Below are 24,516 nucleotides of genomic sequence, written 5' to 3' on the forward strand. Positions count from 1 at the left end.
TTGCCCTTCCGCATATGGTGTGACAAAAGGAATTGCAAACGGAGAAAATAAAAAGGAGGATTCGCAATGGGTATCGAACTAGCTTGGCTGCACGGCGTCTACGTACTGTTTGTTCTAGGCATTATTCTATTGATGGTTCTACGGCGTGACACCAGCCTGATCAGCATTGTCGGTATTGCGATTCTCGGGTTGGTCGCTACTGGCTCCATCACGACGGCCATTGGTGGCATATTCGGGAGCTTTATTTACGCCATCACTGAATTGTTGCCCACGATATTGGTCATCTGTATTATCGTCGCCATGAGTCACGTCCTGACAGACACGGGTGTGAATGAAACCATGATCCGACCGATGACACACTTGATCCGCAACCCTACACTCGCATACTGGGTGATTGGTATCGTCATGATGGTCATTTCGTGGTTTTTCTGGCCCTCTCCGGGGGTCGCACTGATCGGTGCCGTCATGTTGCCTGTCGCCTTGCGTGCTGGACTGCCAGCCATTGGTGTGGCAATCGCGATGAACTTGTTTGGACACGGGATTGCTCTATCGGGTGACTATGTCATTCAGGGGGCTCCTACTTTAACAGCAAAAGCGGCAGGCATACCAGTGGGCGATGTCATTTCAGCGAGCATTCCTCTCGTCATTGTCATGGGGGTAGTCACTACCGTCGTTGCGTTCTGGTATTTACGAAAAGATATGAAAATCGGGAATATACCAGCACCGGCGAGCGAAACAGCCGTACCGGATTCCGTTTTTACATCGGTCAAAGTCCCACTTGCAACCGGTGTACGCAATACGTTGGCTGCCGCAGTTCCGATACTCTTTTTGCTAGACGTAATCGCGATGTTCGCCTTTGATTTGCGTGGAGGCGATGCCACTGCACTCGTGGGCGGAACAGCCTTGCTGATCTTGATCATCGCCACGATGCTTGCTCATAATCAAAAAGGACTGGAAGAGGTCACTACCCATCTGATCCAGGGCTTCCAGTTTGGATTCAAAGTATTCGGTCCCGTCATCCCGATTGCCGCCTTCTTCTATATGGGCGACAGTGGCTTCGTCAAAGTATTCGGAGAAGTGCTCCCGAGTGGCTCCCACGGCATCGTCAATGACTTGGGTGTCGCTCTGGCTCAGACCATCCCGATCAGTAAAGAAATTGCGGCACTTACTTTGACCGCTGTCGGTGTCATTACGGGATTAGATGGCTCTGGTTTCTCGGGTATTACATTGGCAGGGTCTTTGGCGCAGCTGTTCGCGACGGCACTGGGTTCTGGTGTCGCTACCTTGACGGCACTTGGGCAAATCGCAGCCATCTGGGTTGGTGGCGGAACCATCATACCGTGGGCATTGATTCCGGCGGCAGCCATTTGCGGAGTCGATCCGTTTGAGCTCGCTCGGCGAAACTTGTATCCAGTTGCCATCGGATTGCTCGTTACGACGATTGTCGCCATGTTTCTCCTGTGAGTGGAAAAAAAAAAGAAAAAAGGCGGTTGGCCCAAAGCCAGTCGCCTTTTTTTCTTCTGTTTTCGACGGACGATCATACACTTGTACTAGCATCCCATTTGGAAAGGAACAGACCGGTATGAAGCTGTGGGGAAAAAGTATACAGGTCGCTGCCACTTACATCGGAACAGTGGTTGGAGCCGGGTTCGCCAGCGGTCAGGAAATTCTCGCTTTTTTTACATCATACGGCCATGCAGGTACCATCGGTATTTTGGCTGCCACCGCATTGTTTGTTTGGCTCGGGTACAAAATGATGCTACTCGCACACCAGATGCGCACACCGTCCTATGAATCCTTTAATCAACAGCTGTTCGGGCCGCTCATTGGGCGCACGATGAATGTGCTCGTCTTCCTGACTTTGTTTGGGGTCACGACCGTCATGCTGGCAGGTGCTGGCTCTGTACTGGAAGAACAGTTCCACATTCCCTATATAGCAGGTACCATCGCTACGCTTTTTCTCGCCCTTCTCATATTGCGACAAGGACTCGAGCGCTTGCTCGTAGTCAATGCGATCGTCGTTCCTTCCATGCTGTTGTTTGCTATCCTCATTCTGCTCAAAGGAAATGTAGATTCCCCACTTCCTATTGCAGCACCCAGCAATTACATTTTTCTATGGAAAACCGTCCTGTACGTCTCCTTTAACCTCGCGATGGCCCAATCCGTTCTTATCCCTATCGGATATGCCATTCGGGAACGTGTCATCCTATTCCGTGCCGCAGTCATCGGTGGAGTCGTCCTCGGCTTCATGCTGCTCGTGGTTCATACTGCGATGCTGGCAAACTGGGATGACGTTCGGTTTATGGACATCCCCATCCTCTTCGTCACAGACCAATGGAATGAGTGGTTGCAGCTATTCTTTGTGTTTGTGCTCTATTCCGAGATTTTCACGACACTCATTTCCAACGTCTTCGGGATCGGCCAACAGCTCCGCGAAATTTTTGATGTGCCTGAGACACGCCTATACCTGTTCTTGTTTCTGGCCGCATTCGCCCTTTGTTTGATCGGCTATTCTCAGCTCCTGATGTTTCTTTATCCGTTATTTGGCTATCTCGGTTTAACGACGTTGTGCCGGATTGCCTTTCCACGTAATCGTTTCGGGCGTCAGCGCTTTTAAGGTCAACGCCGTTCTTTACAGAGCTGTTTTCTGTAATGCCTGAGAAAGTGCTGCAAATCCGTTGTCGGAGCCTGATAAGTAAAATTCTCACAGATGTAGGCGGTCATCTGATCCGTCTGCATCTGTTTTTCTTTTACGGCTAGTGCCAATTCCCCATTTTACTTCTTTCGGAAAGTAGATCCACCTCGGGACGTGAGACATGACATAGGTGTATGCCTCAAATAAAGTAAAAAGCCTCAGTGAATTTTCCTGAGACCCGCTACTTGTAATTGATGAACAATCGATACGACTACGCTTGATTTCAAGCACTGTGAAACTGTATGGATACTGTCGTATATCCCATCCAAACCCCATAACCGATTAAAACAATTCCTGAAACCATAGAAACGATCTGAAGACTTGAAGGTTTTACATACGATTTTGCCATGGAAGACAGAAGGGCGAACATGAGGTTTGAAACCGCAATCCCTATAAAGATAGAGGCTAGCAACGATAAGGGAGCAATTCCATTCTCCATGGTCACTGTTAGCAACGAACTATAAATCCCTGCCCAAAAAATAAGGTTTAAAGGATTGACGATCGCAAGGAGAAAACCTGTTGGGAAGGATCTTTTCTTTTTTTCATTGGCAGACTTCCTCCATTCCAGGCTCACATTTTTAACAAGCATGCCTTTTCTCGTGTTTTGAACACCCATATAAGTCAGCATCATAGAACCTAAACACCCAAAGATCAGCTGAACAAGAGGCGAAGTAAAGTAGGATCCAAATCCCGCATAGATGATAGACAATATCATGAAATCTGCTGTCATCCCCCCAATTCCAACCAACCAAGAAGGAAGGAACCCTCTAGTCAATCCTCGTTTGATCAATTCGATATTAACCGGCCCGATGGAAATGGCTAGCGTTATACCAAAGACGAAATACTTTATGAACAGCTCCATTTGATTACCCTTCTAGCAATTCTAAAATCTTGCTTGTATTAACCACTTGTGCAAATTCATCATGTAAACTAACTAGTGCCATCGTATGGATTTCCTCCGCTAGGTGTAGCTTTCCATCAAAACTGATTCGTTCAAATGTAGCTGTACCATCAGAGACAATAAATGGATAGAAGCCGAGATTTCGAGCCATTCTTGTTGTAGTGGAAACACAATGGTCCGTTGTTAAGCCTACAATGACAAGTGTTTCAATTCCAGATTCCTGTAAGTATTTTTCCAAATTCGTACCGATAAAGGCACTGTTTACACTTTTCATCATGACTGGCTCGTCTGGAAGAGGGGCAACTATTTCTTTAATATCTCTTCCTGGATGATGAGGTAACGCAGGGTTGCTGATGTGTTGAATGTGGATGACTGGTCTTCTTGTTTTTCGCCATATGTGTAATAATTCGGACATGTTCTCTTCTGCGTTTGGATTATTTCTTTTACCTAAAGCAGGATCGTCAAAATGATTTTGCACATCAATCAGCAGTAATGCCGCATTTTTGGGGATATTCACATGAATCCTCCTAGCCACGTATGTAATTAAATTTATGAGAGAAATCCCATCAGTCTTTTTACGTTATCTGTATTTTTTTTGGAAGTAAGCGATTCAAGGAGTGTAAAGGCTACATCAAATGCAGTTGCGGGATTGTATGACGTGATGATGTTTTTATCGATTACAATCGGTTGATCCGGCTGCACGTTGGCTCCCATAGCTGCCAGTTGCATTTGTCTCTTACGCCCATTTAGATTGTAGGTGGTAGCATTCCTTCCCTCCAAAACGCCACTCTTGCCAATCACTAAAGCCCCTACACAGATCGATGCAATGATCTTTCCTTGTCTGTCAAACTCCCGAATGAACGCAAGCACATCTGAGCGAAACGCATCTTCGTAAAATCCAGCAGTTTCAAACCCGCCCGGTAAGGCTAATGCATCAAACTCCTCAACCGTTACTTCAGATAGCACCTTCTCTGGAATCACCGTAAAATTCCAAGTGCACGTCAGTTCTTTTCGCGTACCGACTGTCACCAGTTCTGTTGAGCCATCGCCCTCTTCCCCGTTCCAACCGATCACATCTGTAAATACACTTGCCTCAACTGCTTCAAAGCCATTCGGTAATAGCAAACATACTTTTTTCATGTCAAGCACCTCCATGTATGGATCATATGCTAGAATAAATCATTAGTAAAATTGAAACATCTAAATAATATGTTTAGGATTTCTGATAACAAAGAGGATCGATTGGAGTGATAACGTATCGAAATTCGTCAGTTTCAATCGTTTAAAACTGTTGTCGACATGAATAGCTTTACGAAGGCCGCACAGGCTCTTCAGTATTCTCAGGCAACGATTACTTCTCATATCCAGCAGCTCGAAGATGAAATTGGAATGCCCTTGTTCGACCGATTGGGAAAGAAAATTCAACTCACCGCGGTTGGGCATAAGATGTACCAGTATGTGGTAGAACTTTTGACATCGTACTCGAAAATCAAACATCTTTCTTCCGATGACCTAGCGTTAAAAGGTGAGCTCCGCATTGGGGCCTCAGAAACGATGACTGTGTATAAGCTTGCTTCTGTGTTATCCATGTATAAACGGAAATATCCTGATGTTACGGTTTCCCTCATCAATGATAATTGTCTTCCTCTGCGAGAGAGACTCCATTCTGGGGAGCTAGACATTGCGATAACATTGGAACCAAAGGTAAATGATCAACAATTAACCGTAGAAGTCTGCTCAGAAGAGCCGCTAGTCTTTGTCGAGGGATTCAATCATTCTAAAAGAACCCTAGTGGAGACAAATGGTGAATGCATCATTTTTAGTGAGAAAAATTGTTCATTACGGCGCTTTTTTGAAGAATTATTGATAGAGAAAGGAATGAATACGAGTAACCACCTGGAGTTTACCAGTATGGAAGCCATGAAGCAGTGCGTGGCAAGTGGGCTGGGAATTAGCTTGATGCCGTACATCAGTGTAGAGGCATTGTTGCAAGAGCAAAAAATGAAAGTCATTGAGTTTTCCGACAGAGATCTCATGTTTTATGCACAAATCTCCTATCACAAAAACAAATGGTTATCAAAAGCACACAAGAAGTTCATCGAAATGGTATTGTCGAACGAAACGCTTACTCAGTAGAATCCCTACTCATGCCTAAAAAGAATTGAACGAAACTCTAGAAAAAATGAAACGGCCACTCCCCTGTGGAGTCGGCCGTTGCTTACGTTTGTCCTTTGAGAGGTTGCTTGAGTCGGATTCGCAACTAGAATTGAAACATTCGGTTTTAGACAAAGAGACACTCAGTAGTCAAAGTATAACCCCCGAGATTTTTTTAACAACGAGGATTGGAACCGAAAAATATACGAACATTAACTTCGTTTTAATTAAAACTGTTCGTGATCCTCCGTTTAGCCCTAGACCCATCCCTCATGCTTTTTACAGATAATACCTCATCACGACCTTCAATTTTCCACGACTTTCTACTTTCGTGAATCCTGCGTTCAAAAACGTACGACAATAGCAGTGAATTTTTCCTCTCCGTTAGCTCTGCTTGTCCTATTGATTGATCCGACTGCATTATGCAGTTTATTTGACACATGACTGGTATAATATAGAATAGGACATGACGAACGTCCACAACAAAGGAGTGAAGCAAATGCCTGTTAATCCTTATCTGACTTTCAATGGTAACTGTCGAGAAGTAGTAGAATATTACGCCGACGTGTTTGGAACAGAAAAACCGCAAGTCATGACTTTTGGAGATGCGCCTCCTAATCCGGAATATCCACTTCCTGAAGAAGCGAAACCGCTCGTCATGCATACAAACATCACCGTTTGTGGAACCAACATCATGTTCTCTGATGTATTTCCTGGAATGCCTTTTCAAACGGGAAACAACATCAGTCTTGCCATTGTCTACGACAATTCGGATGAAATGAAGTTTTACTTTGAAAAATTGAAAGCTGATGGAACCGTACGCATGGAGCTACAAGAAACCTTCTGGAGTAAATTGTACGGCAGCGTGGTAGATAAATTCGGGATGGAGTGGCAATTCAACTACGCGAGTTGCGAAGTAGGCAAATAGAATGGATAAGAAAACGCCTTCCTTTGCGAGGGTGTTTTTTTGTTGGCGTTTTTTAGGAAAAAAGAATAGACATCGCGAAACCGATGTCTTAGGAACATTTTCAAAACTCGATGCATATCTTCCCGAAATAAGAGGCGCTCGCAAAGTGCTGAAAGGCTTCAATGGATTGCTCAAACGTGAATACCTTATCTACAGCTGGCCGTAGCCCGTGTTTGGCAATAGCCGCGTTCATCGACTCAAACATTTCTCGACTACCGACATTGATCGCTTGGAGGCGTGCTTTTCTTATGATCGCCGGAATGAGCGCAAGACCTTCGATTTGAAAACCTGACAGCCCCCCAATGATGCTGATCTGCCCCCCTACTCGTAGCGCTGAAAGAGACCGGTTTAACGTCGACGCTCTGCCGAGATCTACGATATGATCGGCTCCTTCACCATTGGTAAGGTCCATAACGACCTGCACCCACTCCGGAGTCTCCTTGTAGTTGATCCCGTGGTCGGCTCCCATTGCTTTCGCTCGTTCCAGCTTTTCATCCCTACTTGACGTGACGATGACCGTCGCACCTGCAAGCTTGGCGAACTGCAGGGCAAACAAAGAGACACCTCCCGTTCCTTGCACGACAACCGTATCCCCCGGCATCACTTTTCCTTCTTCGACAATAGCATGCCATGCTGTTACCCCAGCGCACGGGAGCGTCGCAGCTTCTACATTTGTCAAATGGGCTGATACCCGAACCAATCCTTCCTCTAGCAAGACGACATACTCGGCAAGCAATCCGTTCAGAGGGCTGCCAAGCGAGCTGCTCCAATTTGCTTTCGTTGGTTGACGGTATGTTCATATAGCAGAGTCCTTGAAATTATCTCGAACAAATGGTCCGCGCTCGTCATAATTGTGGAATACTCACTGACCCCACTTGGTCAATCCCTCATTTTGCCCATGCATGAATTGAATCGGTGGATGAATGATCATTACGCACAAGTCGAACAGGCACGAGCAGAGTACGATAAAACATGGGACGATGAATAACGTCAAATATAATTCGCTGGTAGCATGAATTGCTATAAAAAAACAAAAGACACCGACCATTTGTCGGTGCCTTTCATCTGTTTCGAATCAGAGGTCTTCCTTATTGACCGGGAAAACCTCTCCTCTATATGCGAATCTTACCTCTCCGATCTGGACAGGCTGCCTGCCAACCGGGCTTTCCAATACAAGTGTCTCATGGGGGGCCGTCAACAATAATTGCCTTCCAATGGGAGATAAGAATGATATTCGATTGTGATCGGGATCAATATCTGTGGGAAAAACCACAGTAAATAACTCCTCGTAGCCGTCCTCTTCAAAACGCACTTTTACACTGCTGCCCAGTAACGTCACGTTCTCCAGGCTTTCAGACAAAGCCCCATCGTCCTTTGCCAAAATCTCTTCTAACGTCTCTCTGTAACGCCTAACGAGTGCGTCAACAATCTGTTTTTCTTTTCCGTAATCGCGCACATAATGATCAAAAAAGAGTGAATATTGTTCATCAAAAAAGACTAATTGCTGAATCAACTGCTCCCGGGTAGCGTTCAAGATTCTATGGTTCATAATAAATCTCACCCCCGATTTGCTTTTCAAAACTGCGTTTGACCGACTTGATGTCTTTCATTGCCATTCCTCCTCAAAAAAATAGCCCCGTCGAACCGGGACTTCTCATCATTTTATCAGGAAATACCTGCTGTTTCCATTCAGCTTGTGAATTTGCAGGTAATAAATAAACCTCACCTTGTCAGATGAGGTTGTCTTGCTTATTGAATGTACGTGGTGATCTCGCTTACCTCTTTACGAGGGAGCTTTTTCGGAACATCTTGAGGGTGTCCCAGAGCGATCACCATGTTCATTTGTTTTTCATCAGAGATGTTCAGGAAGCTTCTGATTTTATCCGATGCCAACAAAACGGGTCCGGTCATCGGGCATGTACCCAATCCTTTGGCGTAAGCAGCCAGCATCAGATTCTGGGTAGCCAGGCAACTACTCTTGATTCCTTCTTCTTCCCAAACGGTTTCAGGAACCAATTGAATCGGTTCAAAGATTTTTTCGCGGAATTTCGATTGGTAAGGAGTAGCCAAGCAAATAATGAGGGCAGGCGCATTCGAGAAAGCCGTAGCGTATGGTCCAAATGAGCGAGTCAGCAGTTTTGCTTCCTTCTCAAGACCTTTTTCCGTAGCCACTGCTGCTTTTTCATGCAAAGCATCCCATGTGAGTTGCTCGATTTCCTTGATCTTTTCTTTGTTCGTGATGACGATGAATTCCCATGTTTGTGAATTCGTGTCGCTAGGTGCGTAACGGGCACAATCCAGAATGTCGTTGATGTCTTCGATCGAAACATCCTGTTCGGTAAATTTACGTACGCTGCGTCTTCCGTGAATGATATCTTTTAATGCGTGAAAATCCATGTAGTGTGCTCCCTTTTGTTTATTTACACGATTACCATTATAACGTAAAACTTTTGAATGTCGAAACTACTCTTTCGTGAACCCTACCGACAGAGATTTTTCCGCATCACGATAGGGAGCGAAAAAGGCAGCCTCCACTTCCTCTGCGGGTAGAGGACGACTGAAATAATAGCCCTGGATTTCCTGACAAGAGTTCTCCATGAGAAAATCGAGCTGCCCTTTCGTCTCGATCCCTTCTGCAATCACTTCCATGTTGAGATGGCGTGCCATGGAAATAATCGTCGCCACAATCGCCTGATCACTTGCGTTCTTTGTGATATCGGAAATAAACGAGCGATCGATTTTGAGCTTGTGAATGGGAAACTGTTTCAAATAGCTGAGCGAGCTATAGCCTGTTCCGAAGTCATCCAGACTGATCTTCACACCAAACTCGTGCAGCTCTCTAAGAATCTCCGTAGAAACCGCTGCGTCCATCATCATGCTCTCGGTTATTTCGAGCTCCAAATAGTGCGGCTCAAGCCCTGTCTGCTCAAGAATCTCACGGATGTACTCGACCAGATTGGATTGATGAAATTGACGAGAAGAAAGGTTCACAGAGACTGGGATCAACGGACCTCCTGCCCGGTGCCACTCCTTCATTTGTCGACAAGCCTCTTGCAAGGTCCACGTACCAATGTCATAAATGAGACCTGTTTCTTCGGCAATGGGAATAAATACGCCGGGAGATAGCAGGCCTTTATTCGGATGACGCCAACGAACCAACGCCTCCACACCAATCATGCTGTAACTGCCTGTTTGTATTTGTGGCTGGTAGTATAGCTCCAACTCATTACGCTTAACCGCCTTGCGCAAGTCACTTTCCAGTTCAATTCGCAGCAGTAAGTGCTCGTCCAATACTTTGGAGAAAAACTGATGACCGTTTTTCCCATTCTTTTTAACTTCATACATCGCTGTATCGGCATTTTTGAGCAGTTGCTCTTCATTTTCGCCATGCAGCGGATAGATCGCGATACCAATACTCGCGGAGACATAATAATCGTTATTTTGTAATTGATACGGTACTTCGATAGCTTTCACCAAGTTATCCGCCAGCTCTTCTGCCAGAGCGGGATCTGTACAATTTTCCAAGATCAGCGTGAACTCATCCCCACCCAATCGAGCGATCGTCACGGCGTATCCTTCTGAACGGGTACGAATCCGATTGCTGACTTCCTGTAGAAAGCGATCTCCGTACGTATGACCCAGTGAGTCATTGATCATTTTAAATCGATCGATGTCCATCACAAAAACAGCAAATGGCGTTGCATGCTCACGGTAGTGCTCAATCGCTTGAGTCAAGGCTTGCTGGAACATACGACGATTGGGCAATCCGGTCAGCTCGTCGTGCATCGCCTGATACTCAATGATGGCTTTTGCCTGCTGTTCTTCTAGTCGATTCTGATTTTCATAGGCTTCCAATACGATCTGCTGTTCAAAGCTGAGCAGCTTCGTGATCGCTTCCCGTAGACCCTCTATTTCCGTATGCGAATCCGCCATCTCGTGAATCATCTGTAGAAGTGTATTCAGCAAATTCTGAAACGAGCCCATGTACCATTTTGGCGGGAGCCCGATTTTCTGATGAACCATCGCGATCTTCAAACGCTTTTTGATAAAGGCGGAGTCAATGTGCCCTTCAAACATTTCGATCAAATGATTAGACAACGTTTGACGTAACCTGTCTACGGTCGTGAATTTCGTTATGATTTGATTGAGAGAATCCACATGAAGAATGGACTCATAAAAAGAAGCCGTAATTCTCTCAATTTGCGAGACAATCACAGGTCGAAAATTGGCGATCAGCTCTAAATCATTGGATGTCAAATTAATCATTTGCATCTGGGATAGCACTTCCGGATGATCATCCAATACGATTCGACCTACCGAGCTCGTATGATTGGAATCACGTTCATTACAATCAGAAGGAATCATTGCCATCTCTCCTTTTCAGGTTTCATTTTCGATGAATAAGGAGCCTTACCAAGGAGGTTGGTTCCAATAAGACAAGCTTTATGTGTAACTATTTCGACAACATTCTACATTTACCTGCATTATCCAACAAAACGTGTTACAAACCTGTTACATTCCTCGCCCGGAACTATCTGTGATTGGCAAACAAATGAACGACGTCAAGAAGCATCGAGGTGTCTAGAATTCCCCCGATGCTTCTTTTACTCGTTGTTCACATCACTTAAAAACCGGCCATATACTAGGTGTCTCCTGCCCAACATACCAGACAGCAGAGCCTTTCAATTTGTACTTGTTTACGAGATCCAGTCTATGTTTCATTGACATTTCATCCTCGATCCAGATCTGATGCTTTTCTCCATTCTCGATGAACTCAACGTAATTTTGCTTTGTCTTGTCATCCCACTTCTTCGTTAACTTTTTCTCCGCCAGCAATTGCTCTGTTTCTTGCATATTCCGGTCAAATCGAATAGATTGGTTTGTCTGGAGATTCGTAACCCATTCCCTTGTATAAAAGGGCAAGGCAAGCAGAATTTTTTCAGGAGGAACGTCCTTTAGCAAGAGCTGCAGTCCTTCTTCTACCCATTGCAGAGAGGCTACGGAACCTACTTTTTCCCCGCCACCCAAATCTTGATCATACCCCATCATGACAATGTAATCAGCCGTTCTCCCGAGCTCTTTTCGATCGTAGCTCCCTGACCAAAACGGGTCTGGATTATCCCTCGTCACATCCACGGACACAACAATCCCATGGGGAGAGAAGGTTTTCTTCAGTTGTTTGACAAATTCGACAAAGTCGTCTTTGTTTTTGGGATTAATATTTTCAAAGTCTACGTTAATTCCATCGATCTTGGATGGAACCATTTTCTCTTCGAGGAGCTTCGCAATCTTTTTATGGTTATCCCGATTGCCTATCACCGAATCAGTCAACTCTGCATTAAACTGGTTCCCGAAAAACGCCCACACCTTTTTACCTGACTCATGTGCCCAGTTTATGTATCTTGGATCAGCTTCCCCCGACACGAGTCTTTCTTCATCCAGACTGAACCAGCGGGGGGATACTACGTTCATTTCTGTTGAAACACTGTTTTGTTGAATATAAATATCCGTGGTTCCGAAGGCATTCCATCCTAAAACGATCCGACTCCGATTGTCGTGGCTTTTTGAATTCATGTTCGATGCCCGATTTTGCGGAGCCGCTTCTTGGCGTGGCTGACCAGACTGACTACAGCCACTAATTCCGAGCAACAAGAACAAGGAAAAACAAATTACCAGTTTTCGCACACACATGTTCCTTTCTGGCATGTTTTTGCTTTGGTTAGTTTGTCCAAAAGAAAACGAGATTCTTCCCCCGGTTTTTGTTTCCAGATGTATGTAGGACCTACACAAAAAAGCAGGCGAGGGCCTGCTTTTTAATGACGAATCAATGATTATTCTTGCGTGTTCACCAATATTTTCGCTTGGCTTTTATCTTTGACCAAGAGCTCCAATCCATCTTGTACGATATCTGCCAGATCGATTTTTTCGTGATCACTTTTTTGACATCCAGTCGGCCAGCGCCCATCAGACCGATGACTTACAGAAAGATGTGGCGATAAGCTAAGGTCGAGGTGACATTCAGTTCTTTTACCATCACTTGCATCAAATCTATTTCCGCTGGTTTCGCAAAAGCCGCAATCACCATGATTTCTCCACTTCTAGTCAATGCAGTTTCTAGTATGAAGAACAACTATCCTGTAGTCACATTCGAGCTATCCGAAAAAGCTTCCGCTGATGTATTTCAAAAGAATAACCGCATACCTGCCTGCTCATGCTAGTAAGAGTTTTAAGAGTATGGGGGTAAATGTCAATGAGCACACTTTCGGTCTTTTCCTTAGGCGGAGTATATGAAATCGGTAAGAACATGTATGGCATTCAATACGAGGATGATATCGTATTAATCGATTGCGGTTCGAAGTTCCCGGATGAAAGTCTTCTTGGGATTGACCTGATTATACCTGATATTACCTATTTGCTGGAAAACCCCGATAAAGTCAGAGGATTGATTGTGACGCACGGCCATGAAGATCACATTGGTGGTATTCCCTATTTATTGAGACAATTCAACGTTCCTATTTATGGGACACGACTTACATTAGGGTTGATTGAAGAGAAGTTAAAGGAGCATGGTCTACTTCAGGCCACTTCACGCACTTCCATCAATTCTCAATCAACCATCCACTTGGGCTCTTTCACGATTAGCTTCTTTCAAACCAACCACAGCATTCCCGATTGTTTAGGTGTTGTCTTTGATACGCCGAAAGGTACAGTCGTCCATACCGGTGATTTTAAATTCGATTTGACTCCCGTTCACAATCAAACGCCAGATATTCATAGAATGGCTGAAATCGGGAAAAAAGGGGTTCTCGTTTTATTGTCAGAAAGTACAAATGCAGAACGCCCCGGATTCACCCCATCGGAGAAGCTCGTAGGCGATCATTTACGGGAAGCTTTCAGCAAAGCCAAGCAGAAAATATTCGTGTCCACCTTTGCCTCCAATGTGTACCGCCTGCAACAAGTCATTGATGCCGCACTTTTGACAAATCGGAAGCTCATGTTGCTGGGAAGAAGCATGGTGAATGTCGTAAGAATTGCTTCCGAGCTGGGCTATTTGCATGTCCCTGAAGGAATGCTGGTAGAACCGGAAGAAGCAGATCAGTTTAACCGTCATCAACTCGCTATCTTATGTACAGGAAGCCAAGGTGAGCCCAACGCGGCATTGTCTCGTTTATCCACTTCCACTTATCGGCATGTAAAGGTGGAGGCCGGAGACACGGTGATTCTATCCGCGACTCCGATACCCGGAAACGAAAAAAACGTCTCGAGAATTGTAGACAATTTATTTATGTTAGGTGCAAATGTTATTTACGGCTCTGGTTCTGTAACGGGCATGCATGTGTCCGGACACGGAAGTCAGGAAGAGCTCAAGTTGATGCTGACGCTTATGAAACCAACGTATTTTATACCTATCCACGGAGAGTACCGGATGCTCCACCAACATCGCCTCTTAGCCGAGTCAGTAGGCATTGATAGGGATGATGTCTTTATTGTGAATATAGGGGATGTTATCGATTTTAAGGATGGGGTACCTATTCAAGAACGGAAAATACCTGCAGGCAATACGCTCGTAGATGGCTTTGGCATTGGCGATGTGGGAACGGTCATTCTTCGCGACCGGAAACACCTTTCAGAGGATGGTATTCTCGTCGTTGTCGTTACTCGTAGTAAAACAGATGGAAAGATATTGTCTGGGCCAGAACTAATTTCTCGCGCTTTCGTCTTTGCTCCCGAAGCAGAGGGACTCATGGAGGAAGCGAGTCGCATCGGCTTAGAGGCATTAACAAAGCTACAACTAGAAAATGTGAACCAATGGGGCCGATTAAAACATGGGGTAAAGGAATCGATCGGGCAGTTCTTATATACAAAAACAAAGCGCAGACCTATGATTCTCCCCATCATTATGGACGTGTAGCTTGGGTCAATTTTTACGGACATAGAAAAAACCGTCCCATTGGGCGGTTTTTCTGTCTGATCCCTCATTTATTCGCGATCGTCTTTACCAGGCGCATCGACGTTATTCGTCCATCCCCAGCTCTCAATCTGTTTTTCGGGATTGCGTCCGTCTTCTGTTACGACTTGTTTATTCTGCTCTTTCTCAACTTCATGAATCTCTTCTTGGATGTCCATACCGTCCCTCCGTTTTCTTTCGCTCTTAGTACGTCCTAGTTTGAATCGAGGAGTTCTCAACTATGCAAGTCGAGAAAATGGCAGTGGACTTCTTTCTCATCCGTCAAATTAGCCATTCAGAATCGAATGAAGGACACGTTGTTTATTCATACTATCTGGGAACGCTACTTTTGATGGGGGGTTGTTCCTTTGCTTCGCTTTTTGATCAAAGTGGTTATGAATGGTATCATTCTGGTTCCCTTTCTCTATTGGTACACCAACGCAACCGTGTTGTCGATCATTGTAACTTCTATTGTGTTCTCAGTCATCGCCTACCTCATAGGTGACCTCCTGATCCTGCGGGCTTCCAACAACCTCGTCGCGACAGTTGCCGATTTGATTTTGGCAGTGTTCTATCTTGGAGTGGTTTCAGCCTTCATGCATTGGTCGTTCACTTGGGGGAAGCTGCTGTTTACGGCCGTAGTAGTAGGTGTAGTCGAGCTGCTCTATCATTTCTTCCTAAAAAGATTTGACGTTGAGTCCCAGCCCGAAAAGACATAGCCTCCGACCCAGATGTATGTACATGACATACGTATAAGAAAGAGCCAACCGAATGGGTTGGCTTCTTTGATTTTTTGGCCTCATTACTAGCCGATGATTCGCGTTGCTTCTTTTAAAGCCCATGCCACACGATTTTGTCCACGCGTCAAGTGGTTGAGGGTGACGTTATACAGATGAGAATCCGGTACGAGATTTTTCAAAGTGGTAGCAGGTGCGATATCAGGGAGTTTTGGAACATCCAGTGCCGGATCATGACGGAATTTTCCACGGCGCGAGAAGTTGATGGTAATCAAAGTGCGTCCCAGCTCCAGCAATTGTTCATTCACTTTCTTGACTTCTGGATCGCTCACTTCACCATTTTGCAAGCTTTCAATCGCCTGATAATATGATTCCAGCTCCGCCCGTAGATTCTTGGCCTCGGTCAGTGCAGTTTCAAAGCTAAAATGACTTCCTGCTGCTTCCTGATAGGTTTGAATGGTTTCCATGAACTCATCCACTGTATTTCGAAAGTTGTACGGCAGCAAAGAAGCATTTACCACACGTAAGATCGAAGCCGTATAAATCTTGATGTCCTTTAACAAAATGTCCAAATCGGCCACATACAGCAAGTCATCTTCCGTATGCCATTCAATGTTTGCTCCGCATCCGCCTACAGGATAGTATCCTTTTTCCTGCAATAGTTCTTCCGGCATGCTCGAGGAAAGCATAAAGAAGGAGGTAATCCCGATGTTGTTGAACGAATAGTCGCCGGCTCGAGAAGGTCTGCTGCCTTTAGAGCCTTGATTCACCGTATCCTGAATGGCGCCCTTGCACAGCTCGTCAACCTCACTCATCCATTCACTGTAGTCGTAGGATGTCGCCCATCGGCAGCCAGGCGAGTCGCAGTTCACTTGCGCCACGCAGTTCGCATCCAGATCCAGACCAAAGGTATCCGCAAACCAAGTAGATCCAGCATAACGTCCCGTCGAATGACCTGGCCAGATAGCGATCCGCAGACTGCGTTTCAGCTTGTCTCGATGCTTGTAAAAGACACGTGCCATCTCCAGCATGGCTGCATCGCCAGTCGTATTATCACCGATCCCCACGTGCCACGAGTCCAAGTGACCATGGAGCAGTACGTATTTCTCCGGTTCCTCAGTTCCTTCGATGAAAATGTCGATCAGTGGGCAAGCAAACCATCCTTTTTTATGAACGGTCTGAAACTCGACTTGTACTTGTCCTTGCTTGCATAGCTCAATCAGTTCGTCACCATCCGCCCGGTTGACCGCCAACGCGGGAATTTTGGGCTCTTGATCAATGGTATCCAGATCAGGTGCTCCCCAGATTGTCGTACATATTCCATCGTGGATGTTTTTGCCCGGATTGACGAAGATTGCGCCCAGTACACCTAGCTTGTCAAAGGAAGCGACCTTGCCTGGCATGGCCAAACCTTCCGTAATGACTACTTTTCCTTTCAAATCACTAGAGTCCACAGTCACCTGAGAATGAAATACTTCTTGCATATCTGCAGCATGACCAGAAGGGACGTACACAAGTTCACCGCTCACCCATTGATCACCTGTGGAAACGGCGAAGGCTGAGGTTTTTGCCCGGATTTCCTTGCTTGCGGGGCTGGTTACTTTGACACCCGCGTGAACGGGCACGCTCAAATATAGTTCGGGATGATGCACCTTGTGAGGCACGCCCCATTTTTCCAAAAAGGTGACAAGGTGACGAAACGCCGTGCGCTCGTCTTCACTCGATGACTCTCTGACAAGTGTGCTGAACTGCTCCAGAATGACTTTTGAAGCATCCAGATTGATTTCATCCAACAAGGTTTTTTCCGTATTTTTATAGGCTGTGGTCAATTGAATTCTCTCCCATCATCGTTATCTTTCAAGAATGCTTTAATCCGCTACTGACTATGGATTCTGCCATGTTTAACGCCGCTTTAGCCGGATTGATCACTGGGATGCCGAGTAGACTCTGCATTTCTTCCGCGACCTGCAAAAAGGCCATGGACATGCAGCCGAGTACCAGCACATCCGCACGATCGTGCTCGATTGCTTCCCTACCAACTTGAACGAGTTTTTCCAAGGTTTGCGCCCGATTATGGGATAGTTCGAGCACGGGAATCTCAACAGCGCGGACGGATGCGATCTTACTCGTCAATCCTGCTTTCTGAATCAATTCATAACTGCTCGCAATCATACTCTGGGCTACCGTTAACAGCGTAAATCTCTGGCCAAGCATAGCGGCTACGTGAAAACTGCTCATTCCAGGTCCTATCACAAGCATGTTGGTACATAACTCTCGATAGGCATCGATACCAGGATCGGCTGCACAACCAACAATCGCCGCATGATAGCCTTCGCGTTCCAATCGATCCATACTTTTAGCGTATTGAGGAATGGCTAGATACTCTTCATACATGGACTCAATAGAAGCAGGACCTTCATTCGCATACGCCATCTCAACGGTCGTGCCGGGAGCTGCCCACTGCTGTAGCAGAATGCGTCTGCGCTCCACCTCTTCGGCTGACTTTGGGGCTGCTCCCACATAGGCTACTCTCACCCGCGCTCCACCCCCATACCCGTTACGAACGACTTATCAGGAGTTCATTTAATGATTTCACTTTCCCGCTGGCTAGCTTTGGCGGAAGAGCGTATGCCTTTTTGGAGTGAACCAGTTCGATCGAGACCAGAGCTTCCGTCATTTTCAAGGCGATTTTGGCCGGGTTAACTACCGGGATGCCTAGCGCCTCCTGCATCTCTTCCGCCACATTCAAAAATCCCATGGACATGCAACCTAGCACCAGTACATCTGCGCGATCCTTTTCGATCGCGTCACGTCCTATGCGAACGAGCTTTTCCAACGTTGCTTCTCGATTCACTGCGAGCTCTAATACAGGGATGTTGACGGCTCGCACAGAAGCTAGCTTGTCGGTCAAGCCTGATTTTGCAACCAACTCATGGCTGGAGCCAATCATACTGTCTGCTACCGTGAGCAAGGTGAATTGGTGTCCGAGCATGGCTGCAGCGTGAAAGCTGCTGGCGGCTGGACCTACGACCAGCATGTTGCTTGTGATCTCCCGAAACGCATCCAGCCCAGGATCACCTGCACAACCGAGTATGGCGGCATCATAGCCTTCCTGTTCCAGCTGGTACATGATTTTCGCGACAGGTGGGATGGACAGGTACTCTTCGTACATCGATTCGATAGACGCAGGACCTTCCTGGACCGTGACGATCTCCACGTTCGTACCTGGTGCAGCCCAAAGCTTGAGCAGTTCTCCTCTGCGTGTAGCCTCCGTCTGATCCATGGGGCCTGGTACGACATACATGATCTTCATATCACATGCTCCTCTCTTTTTACCTTTCTTTCGATATGAGGCGTAACCATGTGGCAAGCAACGATCTGGCCGCTAGCCGCTCGTCGCAGCTCGGGGGTTTGTTCCCGACAGATTGCTTCGGTATACGGGCACCGATCTTGAAAATGACAACCTTTGGGCATGTTGATCGGACTCGGCACATGATTTTTTATGCGAACCTCTTCCGGTTCCTCGTCAGGATCTGGAGAGGGTACTGCTGCTAGCAAGGCTTGCGTATACGGGTGCTTGGGTTCATGTAACACACGGAAGGTATCCCCGATCTCCACGACTTTCCCCAAGTACATAATCGCCGTCTGTTCACACATGTAGGAGATGAGGGATAAATCGTGAGAAATGTAGACCGTCGTCAGCTGTAGCCGTTCCGTCAATGTTTTCATCAAATTGAGAACGCCAGCGCGTACAGATACATCCAGCATGGACACGGGTTCATCCGCCACCAAAAAGATCGGATCGACGATCAAAGCCCGTGCTAATACAACCCGTTGCAGCTGTCCACCGCTCATTTGATGGGGATACTTCTCAAAGAAGTTTTCGGCGGGAATCAAATTCACTTGCTCCAGTGCTTGTTTAATAAGGAACATTCGCTCTTCTTTCGTCCCGATGTCGTGAACAATGAGCGGCTCCAGTAAGGAACGAAAAATGGTGAAGCGAGGATTTAATGCCTCAAACGGATTCTGGAACATCAATTGCGCTTGCTTTCGAAACTGTTTGAGCTCTTCTTTCCCTTTCATGTGGGTGATATCTTTGCCATTGAATAAGAAGGTTCCAGAGGTGGGCTCATAGAGCTTCAATAACATTTTGGCGGTCGTTGTTTTCCCACACCCGCTCTCACCAGCAATACCGAGCGAATGTCCTTTTGGGATGCGAAAATGGACATCATCCACTGCCTTTAAGACGCCCGACCCTTCCCCGCTTTTGCGAAACAAATGCTGCCTAGCTTCAAAATGCTTGGAGAGACCGCGCACCTCTATGATGGGATTTTGCGCCATGTGTCCACCTCCTTGGCTTTTTCCTGCAGGACAGCGATTTCATCCAAACGATGACATGCCACAAAATGATTCTCGCCCACTGGGACGAGCAATGGCTCTTCGTGTGTACAAGCTTCGATTTTAAAGGGACAGCGGGCTGAAAATCGGCATCCCTTTGGCGGATCTACTAAATCGGGTGGCGAGCCTTCTATGGAAATGAGTGTACCTTCCGTTTTCTTTAGATTGGGAAAGGCATTTGCCAGCCCCATCGTGTACGGGTGAGTGGAGTTCTTCAACACTCGCGAAACCGGGCCGATCTCAATAATCTTTCCTGCATACATCACAGCGACATCGTCACACGTCTCTGCTACCACTGAAATATCGTGCGTGATCATCACGAGCGTGAGGCCTAATTCTTTTTTCAAATTTTTCAGAACCCGTAGGACTTGATTTTGCACAATCACGTCCAATGCGGTCACTGGCTCATCCGCAATAATGAGCTTGGGATTAAGGGCGAGTGCGAGGGCAATCATCGCTCGCTGTTTCATTCCTCCCGAAAATTCGTGCGGGTAATGGCGCAGACGCTTGGTGTCCAAACCAACCATAGTAAACAGCTCGTGTGCCCTGTTCGTCGCCTCCGCGCGGTTCAGCTTGCCCTTGAGCATCAAAATTTCCAAAAAGGAATCGATGACCGGATAGACGGGATTGAGTGAGTCCATCGCTGCCTGCGGGATGAGGGATAGATCCTTCCAGCGAACATTCCGGATGTTGGACTCTGTCATTTGCGTCAGATCATTTCCCTCAAACCGGACCGAACCGCCCGCGATGATCCCATTTCCAGCGAGTACGCGAATGATGCCTTTCACCAAGGTGCTCTTGCCACAGCCGCTTTCACCCACAAGTCCGATGCTTCGTCCATGATCGACCGTGAAGGATACACCATCGACAGCCTTGCTGATTCCACGTGACGTTTTGTAGTAGATTTTCAAGTCGTTTACTTCCAACAGTGACAATGCTTTTCCCCCCCTGGTTATTGATTTTTCAACCGAGGATATAAAATTTCTTCCGAGCCTCTCCCGATATAGAAGCCAGCCATGACCGTCAGCATGATAAAAATACCAGGAGGAATGATCCACCAATACGCCTCGCGACTCAATGCTTGGGACGCATACGCATCATTGAGCATGAAGCCCCAGCTCATCATCGCAGGGTCTCCAAACCCAAGAAAGCTAACAGCAGCTTCTGTCAAGATCGCCCATCCCATCGCCAGTGAACCGTACAGAAAAGAAAGCGGAAGGATATTGGGAGCCACCTGCACGAACAAAATTCGCAAATCGGAAGCACCTGAAATTTTCGCTGCTTCCACGAAGCTTCGCTCACGAACAGTGAGCACCTGAGAGCGGATGACACGGGCGGTGTCCCTCCAAAGCAACAGGCCCATGGCCAACACGATATTCCAGACGCTCGGCCCTAAAAAGGCGACCAGCACGATGACGAAAGGTTCAAATGGGATACCAAATGCTACGTCGGTCACACGCATTAGGACACCGTCGACCCGACCTTTGTAGTAACCAGCGAATAGACCCACTAGAGTCCCGACAACCACTACGAAAAATGCCGCGGTAAGTCCGACCATCATCGCTGGCTTTGCCCCATAGATGAGCTGTGAAAAGATATCTCTTCCCATGTTCGTCGTTCCTAGCCAGTGCTCAGCAGACGGCGGTTGGTTGAAGGCAAGCTTCCCGTTGTGCTTGATCATTTCATGCGGATCATAGGGTGCGAGTAATGGCGCAAACAGAGCAATCAAAATGAAAAACAGATAAATGACGGCGCCAGTCATGCTAAATGGATCGTTTTTCAAAAAACGATAGACTCCCGTCAGATTTTGCATAAGGATCGTGAGCAGGTTCGTTTTCCGATACGCTGCATTCACAGTGCTTTGCTCCATTTTTACCTCAGGGATCATCCCTCTCACCTCCCTTTGCCGAATGTGACCCGAGGATCTAAGAAGCTGTATAGAATGTCTGCGATAAAATTCATGATGACCATAACCGCAGCACTTAAGATAAATGCCCCTTGGGCCAACGCATAATCGCTTGCAGATACCGCATTGACGAGCAAACGTCCCAGGCCAGGCCAGCTAAATACCATTTCAATGACGACGTTCCCTCCAAGGGCATAGCCAATTCCCACTGCCATCGCGGTGACCACTGGCAAAGCAGCATTTCTCGCGGCATATTTGAGCATGATTCTGCGCTCGCTCAATCCTCTCATTCTGGCGACTTCCACATAGGATTCACCCATCACGTCTAGCATATTTGACCGCATCAACAACAGCGGAAGCCCCATCAAATATATAGCAGCTGTCAGAGCGGGCAGGAACAAATGCTTGAGAAACGAGAGAGAGGTAAGTTTTTCCCATTCGGACGCATAGACGACCCCTGTCGCAGAGGCTCCGCCTGAAGGAAACCAGTGCAATTGAAACGAAAAGATGACCAGCACGATCATGCCTACCCACATTTGCGGCGCTGATCTTGTAAACAGGGTGATGATAATACCGAATGTTTCGAATTTTGTCTTGCGTTTCCAGGCGAGTAATACGCCACCCAATATCCCCACGAGGTAGGCGATCACAAAGGAAAAGAGCATGAGGTACAGCGTATTGGGCAAAACGCCCCAGATCACGTCCATGACCGGAGCTCGGAATTTAAAGGAATCCCCTAGCTCTCCCTGTACTAGATTGGCCAAATAAATGACATATTGCATCCATAGTGGTTTATCTAAGCCAAACTGCGCCATCAAGATGTCTTGCTGCTCTTTGGTAAAAGTAGGGTCGATATACGCCACCAGCGGATTTCCCGGCATCAATCGAAAGATAAAAAACAGGATCGTAGCAATAATCCAAAGGGTGAGGATCATCTGAGCCAAGCGACTCAAAACGAATTTTGATCGGTTCCCCAATATGTTCTCTCCTTTCTCGAATGGATTCAAAGGCGTGGGAATGTTGGCGATCAGCTGCTGCCAACATCCCACACGAACGATAGGTTGTAAGTAGAGTCAGCCCTTATTTGCTGAGCTCTTCTTTTTTGCCAGCTGGATAAAGCAGCTTGCCTGCCGCATCCCACTCATAGCCAGCTTCCTGAAGGATCTTCTTCGCCTCTTCCACCCCACCGGAAGGATATTTTAGATTCGGGTTTTTCCAGATCGACAATGCGGGAGAAATAACGGAATCGCCTGGTTCTGCAAAGCCTTTGTAGACGACCTGCGCCATCATGTCACGATCGATGGAAGCTGCCAAAGCCCTGCGGAACGCCACATCATTAAATGGTGGCCTCCGGTGATTCACCGCAAAGAATTGGAAGCCAAGGTCGGTCGTTGTAATCATCGTGAGATTCTGGCTCGCTTCTACTTTTTGCTGGAGCAATTGTCCATCACCCGGGAACACCGCCAGGAAATTGATTTCACCATTCTCGATCATTCCTAGAGAGGCTTCTGTATTCGGAATCTCTTTCATGATCCACTTCTCGATTTTCGGAGGGGAAAAGTGCTCTTTGTTTGCACTCAGAACGACTTCTTCTTTGAATTTCCAGTTTTCGTATTTGAATGGTCCAGAGCCAATCGGCGTTTTCTCCTGATAGCTCTCGGCATTCTCCGGCTTGGTCTTCAGATCCTCAATGATCGGACCCCATATATGCTTGGGCACAAGATTCAATTTGGATAAGCTTGCCGTTTCGAATGCTGCCCATGGTCTTTTTAGCGTGAATTCCAAGGTAAGCGGATCTTTGATATCGATCTTATCGATGATTTCAACAAACGGCTTATACATGGGCACTTCGCCTGTCAGTGGAGCCTCGTAGGAGAATTTCACGTCTTCGGCGGTGACTGGTTTTCCATCGTGCCATTTCATGCCTGCGCGTAATTTAATTTCAATCTGTGTGTCCGTTTTCCACGTCACGGATTCAGCAGCCCACGGCTTTGGCAGACCTTCTTTGTCAATTCGCATCAGACGATCCCAGATCAGCTCTGTCACCCAGGAATCGAAGGAGCCACTAATGTAGAATGGGTTGAGAGCTTGAACCGAGTCATTGCTGTTCAAGACCATGTTCTTCTGCTGGCCGATCGGTGTCGCATTCAGATACGTCCAAATGTTACGGATGCCCATACCTGCCATCTCAACGATGGAATTTTTATCAAAGACTTGATGGTTGTAAACGTATTTCAATTTGGGGTGTACGTTGAAAAGGTAAGCGACATCATTCGCGATGATATCCTGCGCTTTGAAAATCAGGTTTTTCCGTTCTTCACGATCTACCGTGATCCGTTGCTGCTCCGCGATTTTGTCGTATTCGGGATTGTTGTACCCGATGAAGTTGTAGCCGTCTTTGGCCGTGCTGGAATGAAACAGGTTGTAAATAAATTCATCCGGGTCTAGCCTCTCTGGACGCGCAGCCATTTGCCAGCCGGTCATATCCCACTCGTCACGTTTGTACCAGACGATGTCGGATTGCTGTTCATACGGCATTGGCTTTAACTCAGCGTTGATGCCGAGCTCCTTCATGGCGCCTGCAATCAGATTGGCCCGCTCGTATTCATCCGGTGCGGATGCTTGCGGTCTGGTTAAGATTTGCAGTGTGCGAATTTCTCTGCTTTTGGCGTCAGCTGGCTCTGTCTTCGGAGTGTCATTGGTTTTGGGCTGTGTTTGTGTCTCGCTCGTGCAAGCTGATAGTACAGTCCCTAAAAGAACGGTGGTGGCCATCAGCCCGAACTTCCACTTGTGTGCTCTTTTCATTCGGT

Annotated in this window: 23 protein-coding genes; 6 read left to right on the forward strand and 17 right to left on the reverse strand. The window is 46.8% G+C overall.

The window, feature by feature from the left end; all coding sequences use genetic code 11:
- The first annotated feature begins 66 nt into the window (after positions 1–66).
- A complete protein-coding gene (locus AN963_RS09155; protein ID WP_055744172.1) occupies positions 67–1,464 on the forward strand; it encodes a hypothetical protein in 1,398 nt (465 codons plus the stop codon).
- Positions 1,465–1,582: 118 nt separating this feature from the next.
- Positions 1,583–2,617 (forward strand): YkvI family membrane protein, encoded by a 1,035-nt coding sequence (locus tag AN963_RS09160; protein WP_055744173.1) that lies wholly within the window; start codon positions 1,583–1,585, stop codon positions 2,615–2,617.
- A gap of 301 nt (positions 2,618–2,918) precedes the next feature.
- Here the strand turns inward: AN963_RS09160 and AN963_RS09165 are convergent, their stop codons facing one another.
- Genes AN963_RS09165 through AN963_RS09175 form a run of 3 tightly spaced genes read right to left on the reverse strand, consistent with a single transcriptional unit; the run spans position 2,919 to position 4,736 of the window.
- A complete protein-coding gene (locus AN963_RS09165) occupies positions 2,919–3,557 on the reverse strand; it encodes a LysE family translocator (RefSeq protein ID WP_055744174.1) in 639 nt (212 codons plus the stop codon).
- 4 nt (positions 3,558–3,561) lie between these two features.
- Positions 3,562–4,107, reverse strand: coding sequence for a cysteine hydrolase family protein (locus AN963_RS09170; protein ID WP_201783747.1), 546 nt, complete (start codon positions 4,105–4,107; stop codon positions 3,562–3,564).
- A gap of 38 nt (positions 4,108–4,145) precedes the next feature.
- Positions 4,146–4,736: a DJ-1/PfpI family protein gene (locus AN963_RS09175; RefSeq protein WP_055744176.1), complete on the reverse strand. Its 591-nt coding sequence runs from the start codon at positions 4,734–4,736 to the stop codon at positions 4,146–4,148.
- 123 nt (positions 4,737–4,859) lie between these two features.
- Here AN963_RS09175 and AN963_RS09180 point away from each other — a divergent pair, with 123 nt between their 5' ends.
- Together AN963_RS09180 and AN963_RS09185 are read left to right on the forward strand one after the other, a co-directional pair.
- On the forward strand, positions 4,860–5,732 hold the full coding sequence (locus tag AN963_RS09180; protein ID WP_269084390.1) for a LysR family transcriptional regulator: 873 nt from the start codon (positions 4,860–4,862) through the stop codon (positions 5,730–5,732).
- A gap of 517 nt (positions 5,733–6,249) precedes the next feature.
- Positions 6,250–6,678: a VOC family protein gene (locus AN963_RS09185; RefSeq protein ID WP_055744178.1), complete on the forward strand. Its 429-nt coding sequence runs from the start codon at positions 6,250–6,252 to the stop codon at positions 6,676–6,678.
- Between the two features lie 100 nt (positions 6,679–6,778).
- Here the strand turns inward: AN963_RS09185 and AN963_RS09190 are convergent, their stop codons facing one another.
- From AN963_RS09190 to AN963_RS09210, 5 genes are all read right to left on the reverse strand, one after another.
- Complete coding sequence (locus tag AN963_RS09190) at positions 6,779–7,453, reverse strand: zinc-dependent alcohol dehydrogenase family protein (RefSeq protein ID WP_236707907.1); 675 nt, start codon at positions 7,451–7,453, stop codon at positions 6,779–6,781.
- A gap of 339 nt (positions 7,454–7,792) precedes the next feature.
- Positions 7,793–8,266, reverse strand: coding sequence for a GreA/GreB family elongation factor (locus tag AN963_RS09195; protein ID WP_055744179.1), 474 nt, complete (start codon positions 8,264–8,266; stop codon positions 7,793–7,795).
- 200 nt (positions 8,267–8,466) lie between these two features.
- A complete protein-coding gene (locus AN963_RS09200) occupies positions 8,467–9,114 on the reverse strand; it encodes a nitroreductase family protein (RefSeq protein WP_055744180.1) in 648 nt (215 codons plus the stop codon).
- Positions 9,115–9,180: 66 nt separating this feature from the next.
- Positions 9,181–10,983: an EAL domain-containing protein gene (locus AN963_RS09205; RefSeq protein ID WP_055744520.1), complete on the reverse strand. Its 1,803-nt coding sequence runs from the start codon at positions 10,981–10,983 to the stop codon at positions 9,181–9,183.
- A 354-nt stretch (positions 10,984–11,337) separates the two neighbouring features.
- A complete protein-coding gene (locus tag AN963_RS09210; protein ID WP_055744181.1) occupies positions 11,338–12,402 on the reverse strand; it encodes a glycosyl hydrolase family 18 protein in 1,065 nt (354 codons plus the stop codon).
- Between the two features lie 565 nt (positions 12,403–12,967).
- On the opposite strand from AN963_RS09210, the gene AN963_RS09215 reads away from it, so the two are divergent.
- The gene (locus AN963_RS09215) at positions 12,968–14,629 is read left to right on the forward strand and encodes a ribonuclease J (protein WP_169791912.1); all 1,662 of its coding nucleotides are present in this window, start codon (positions 12,968–12,970) and stop codon (positions 14,627–14,629) included.
- A 68-nt stretch (positions 14,630–14,697) separates the two neighbouring features.
- On the opposite strand, the gene AN963_RS31140 is transcribed toward AN963_RS09215, so the two are convergent.
- Positions 14,698–14,844: a hypothetical protein gene (locus tag AN963_RS31140; RefSeq protein WP_161827262.1), complete on the reverse strand. Its 147-nt coding sequence runs from the start codon at positions 14,842–14,844 to the stop codon at positions 14,698–14,700.
- Positions 14,845–15,033: 189 nt separating this feature from the next.
- Here AN963_RS31140 and AN963_RS09220 point away from each other — a divergent pair, with 189 nt between their 5' ends.
- Positions 15,034–15,384, forward strand: coding sequence for a DUF2512 family protein (locus tag AN963_RS09220; RefSeq protein ID WP_236707909.1), 351 nt, complete (start codon positions 15,034–15,036; stop codon positions 15,382–15,384).
- A gap of 86 nt (positions 15,385–15,470) precedes the next feature.
- On the opposite strand, the gene AN963_RS09225 is transcribed toward AN963_RS09220, so the two are convergent.
- The 8 genes from AN963_RS09225 to AN963_RS09260 all read right to left on the reverse strand — a co-directional run bounded on the left by AN963_RS09225 (position 15,471) and on the right by AN963_RS09260 (position 24,511).
- A complete protein-coding gene (locus AN963_RS09225) occupies positions 15,471–17,231 on the reverse strand; it encodes a M28 family peptidase (RefSeq protein ID WP_083496849.1) in 1,761 nt (586 codons plus the stop codon).
- A gap of 28 nt (positions 17,232–17,259) precedes the next feature.
- Positions 17,260–17,937, reverse strand: coding sequence for an aspartate/glutamate racemase family protein (locus AN963_RS09230; RefSeq protein ID WP_055744184.1), 678 nt, complete (start codon positions 17,935–17,937; stop codon positions 17,260–17,262).
- 22 nt (positions 17,938–17,959) lie between these two features.
- Positions 17,960–18,715: an aspartate/glutamate racemase family protein gene (locus tag AN963_RS09235; RefSeq protein ID WP_055744185.1), complete on the reverse strand. Its 756-nt coding sequence runs from the start codon at positions 18,713–18,715 to the stop codon at positions 17,960–17,962.
- Positions 18,712–19,743 (reverse strand): ABC transporter ATP-binding protein, encoded by a 1,032-nt coding sequence (locus tag AN963_RS09240; protein WP_055744186.1) that lies wholly within the window; start codon positions 19,741–19,743, stop codon positions 18,712–18,714. Before AN963_RS09240 ends, AN963_RS09235 begins: the two co-directional genes overlap by 4 nt.
- On the reverse strand, positions 19,722–20,735 hold the full coding sequence (locus AN963_RS09245) for an ABC transporter ATP-binding protein (RefSeq protein WP_055744187.1): 1,014 nt from the start codon (positions 20,733–20,735) through the stop codon (positions 19,722–19,724). Before AN963_RS09245 ends, AN963_RS09240 begins: the two co-directional genes overlap by 22 nt.
- Before the next feature lie 17 nt (positions 20,736–20,752).
- Positions 20,753–21,688: an ABC transporter permease gene (locus AN963_RS09250; protein WP_236707910.1), complete on the reverse strand. Its 936-nt coding sequence runs from the start codon at positions 21,686–21,688 to the stop codon at positions 20,753–20,755.
- Between the two features lie 5 nt (positions 21,689–21,693).
- Positions 21,694–22,683 (reverse strand): ABC transporter permease, encoded by a 990-nt coding sequence (locus AN963_RS09255; protein WP_236707911.1) that lies wholly within the window; start codon positions 22,681–22,683, stop codon positions 21,694–21,696.
- Positions 22,684–22,786: 103 nt separating this feature from the next.
- The gene (locus tag AN963_RS09260; protein WP_055744188.1) at positions 22,787–24,511 is read right to left on the reverse strand and encodes an ABC transporter substrate-binding protein; all 1,725 of its coding nucleotides are present in this window, start codon (positions 24,509–24,511) and stop codon (positions 22,787–22,789) included.
- Positions 24,512–24,516 lie beyond the last annotated feature (5 nt).

The organism is Brevibacillus choshinensis (assembly GCF_001420695.1).
GTDB lineage: Bacteria > Bacillota > Bacilli > Brevibacillales > Brevibacillaceae > Brevibacillus > Brevibacillus choshinensis.

Excerpts from the sequence above, each read along its gene's own strand:
- AN963_RS09235 (WP_055744185.1), bottom strand. The coding sequence starts at position 18,715 with ATGAAGATCATGTATGTCGTACCAGGCCCCATGGATCAGACGGAGGCT.
- AN963_RS09195 (WP_055744179.1), bottom strand. The coding sequence starts at position 8,266 with ATGAACCATAGAATCTTGAACGCTACCCGGGAGCAGTTGATTCAGCAA.
- AN963_RS09185 (WP_055744178.1), top strand. The coding sequence starts at position 6,250 with ATGCCTGTTAATCCTTATCTGACTTTCAATGGTAACTGTCGAGAAGTA.
- AN963_RS09175 (WP_055744176.1), bottom strand. The coding sequence starts at position 4,736 with ATGAAAAAAGTATGTTTGCTATTACCGAATGGCTTTGAAGCAGTTGAG.
- AN963_RS09215 (WP_169791912.1), top strand. The coding sequence starts at position 12,968 with ATGAGCACACTTTCGGTCTTTTCCTTAGGCGGAGTATATGAAATCGGT.
- AN963_RS09200 (WP_055744180.1), bottom strand. The coding sequence starts at position 9,114 with ATGGATTTTCACGCATTAAAAGATATCATTCACGGAAGACGCAGCGTA.
- AN963_RS09205 (WP_055744520.1), bottom strand. The coding sequence starts at position 10,983 with ATGATTAATTTGACATCCAATGATTTAGAGCTGATCGCCAATTTTCGA.
- AN963_RS09155 (WP_055744172.1), top strand. The coding sequence starts at position 67 with ATGGGTATCGAACTAGCTTGGCTGCACGGCGTCTACGTACTGTTTGTT.
- AN963_RS09240 (WP_055744186.1), bottom strand. The coding sequence starts at position 19,743 with ATGGCGCAAAATCCCATCATAGAGGTGCGCGGTCTCTCCAAGCATTTT.
- AN963_RS09250 (WP_236707910.1), bottom strand. The coding sequence starts at position 21,688 with ATGATCCCTGAGGTAAAAATGGAGCAAAGCACTGTGAATGCAGCGTAT.
- AN963_RS09160 (WP_055744173.1), top strand. The coding sequence starts at position 1,583 with ATGAAGCTGTGGGGAAAAAGTATACAGGTCGCTGCCACTTACATCGGA.
- AN963_RS09165 (WP_055744174.1), bottom strand. The coding sequence starts at position 3,557 with ATGGAGCTGTTCATAAAGTATTTCGTCTTTGGTATAACGCTAGCCATT.
- AN963_RS31140 (WP_161827262.1), bottom strand. The coding sequence starts at position 14,844 with ATGGACATCCAAGAAGAGATTCATGAAGTTGAGAAAGAGCAGAATAAA.
- AN963_RS09260 (WP_055744188.1), bottom strand. The coding sequence starts at position 24,511 with ATGAAAAGAGCACACAAGTGGAAGTTCGGGCTGATGGCCACCACCGTT.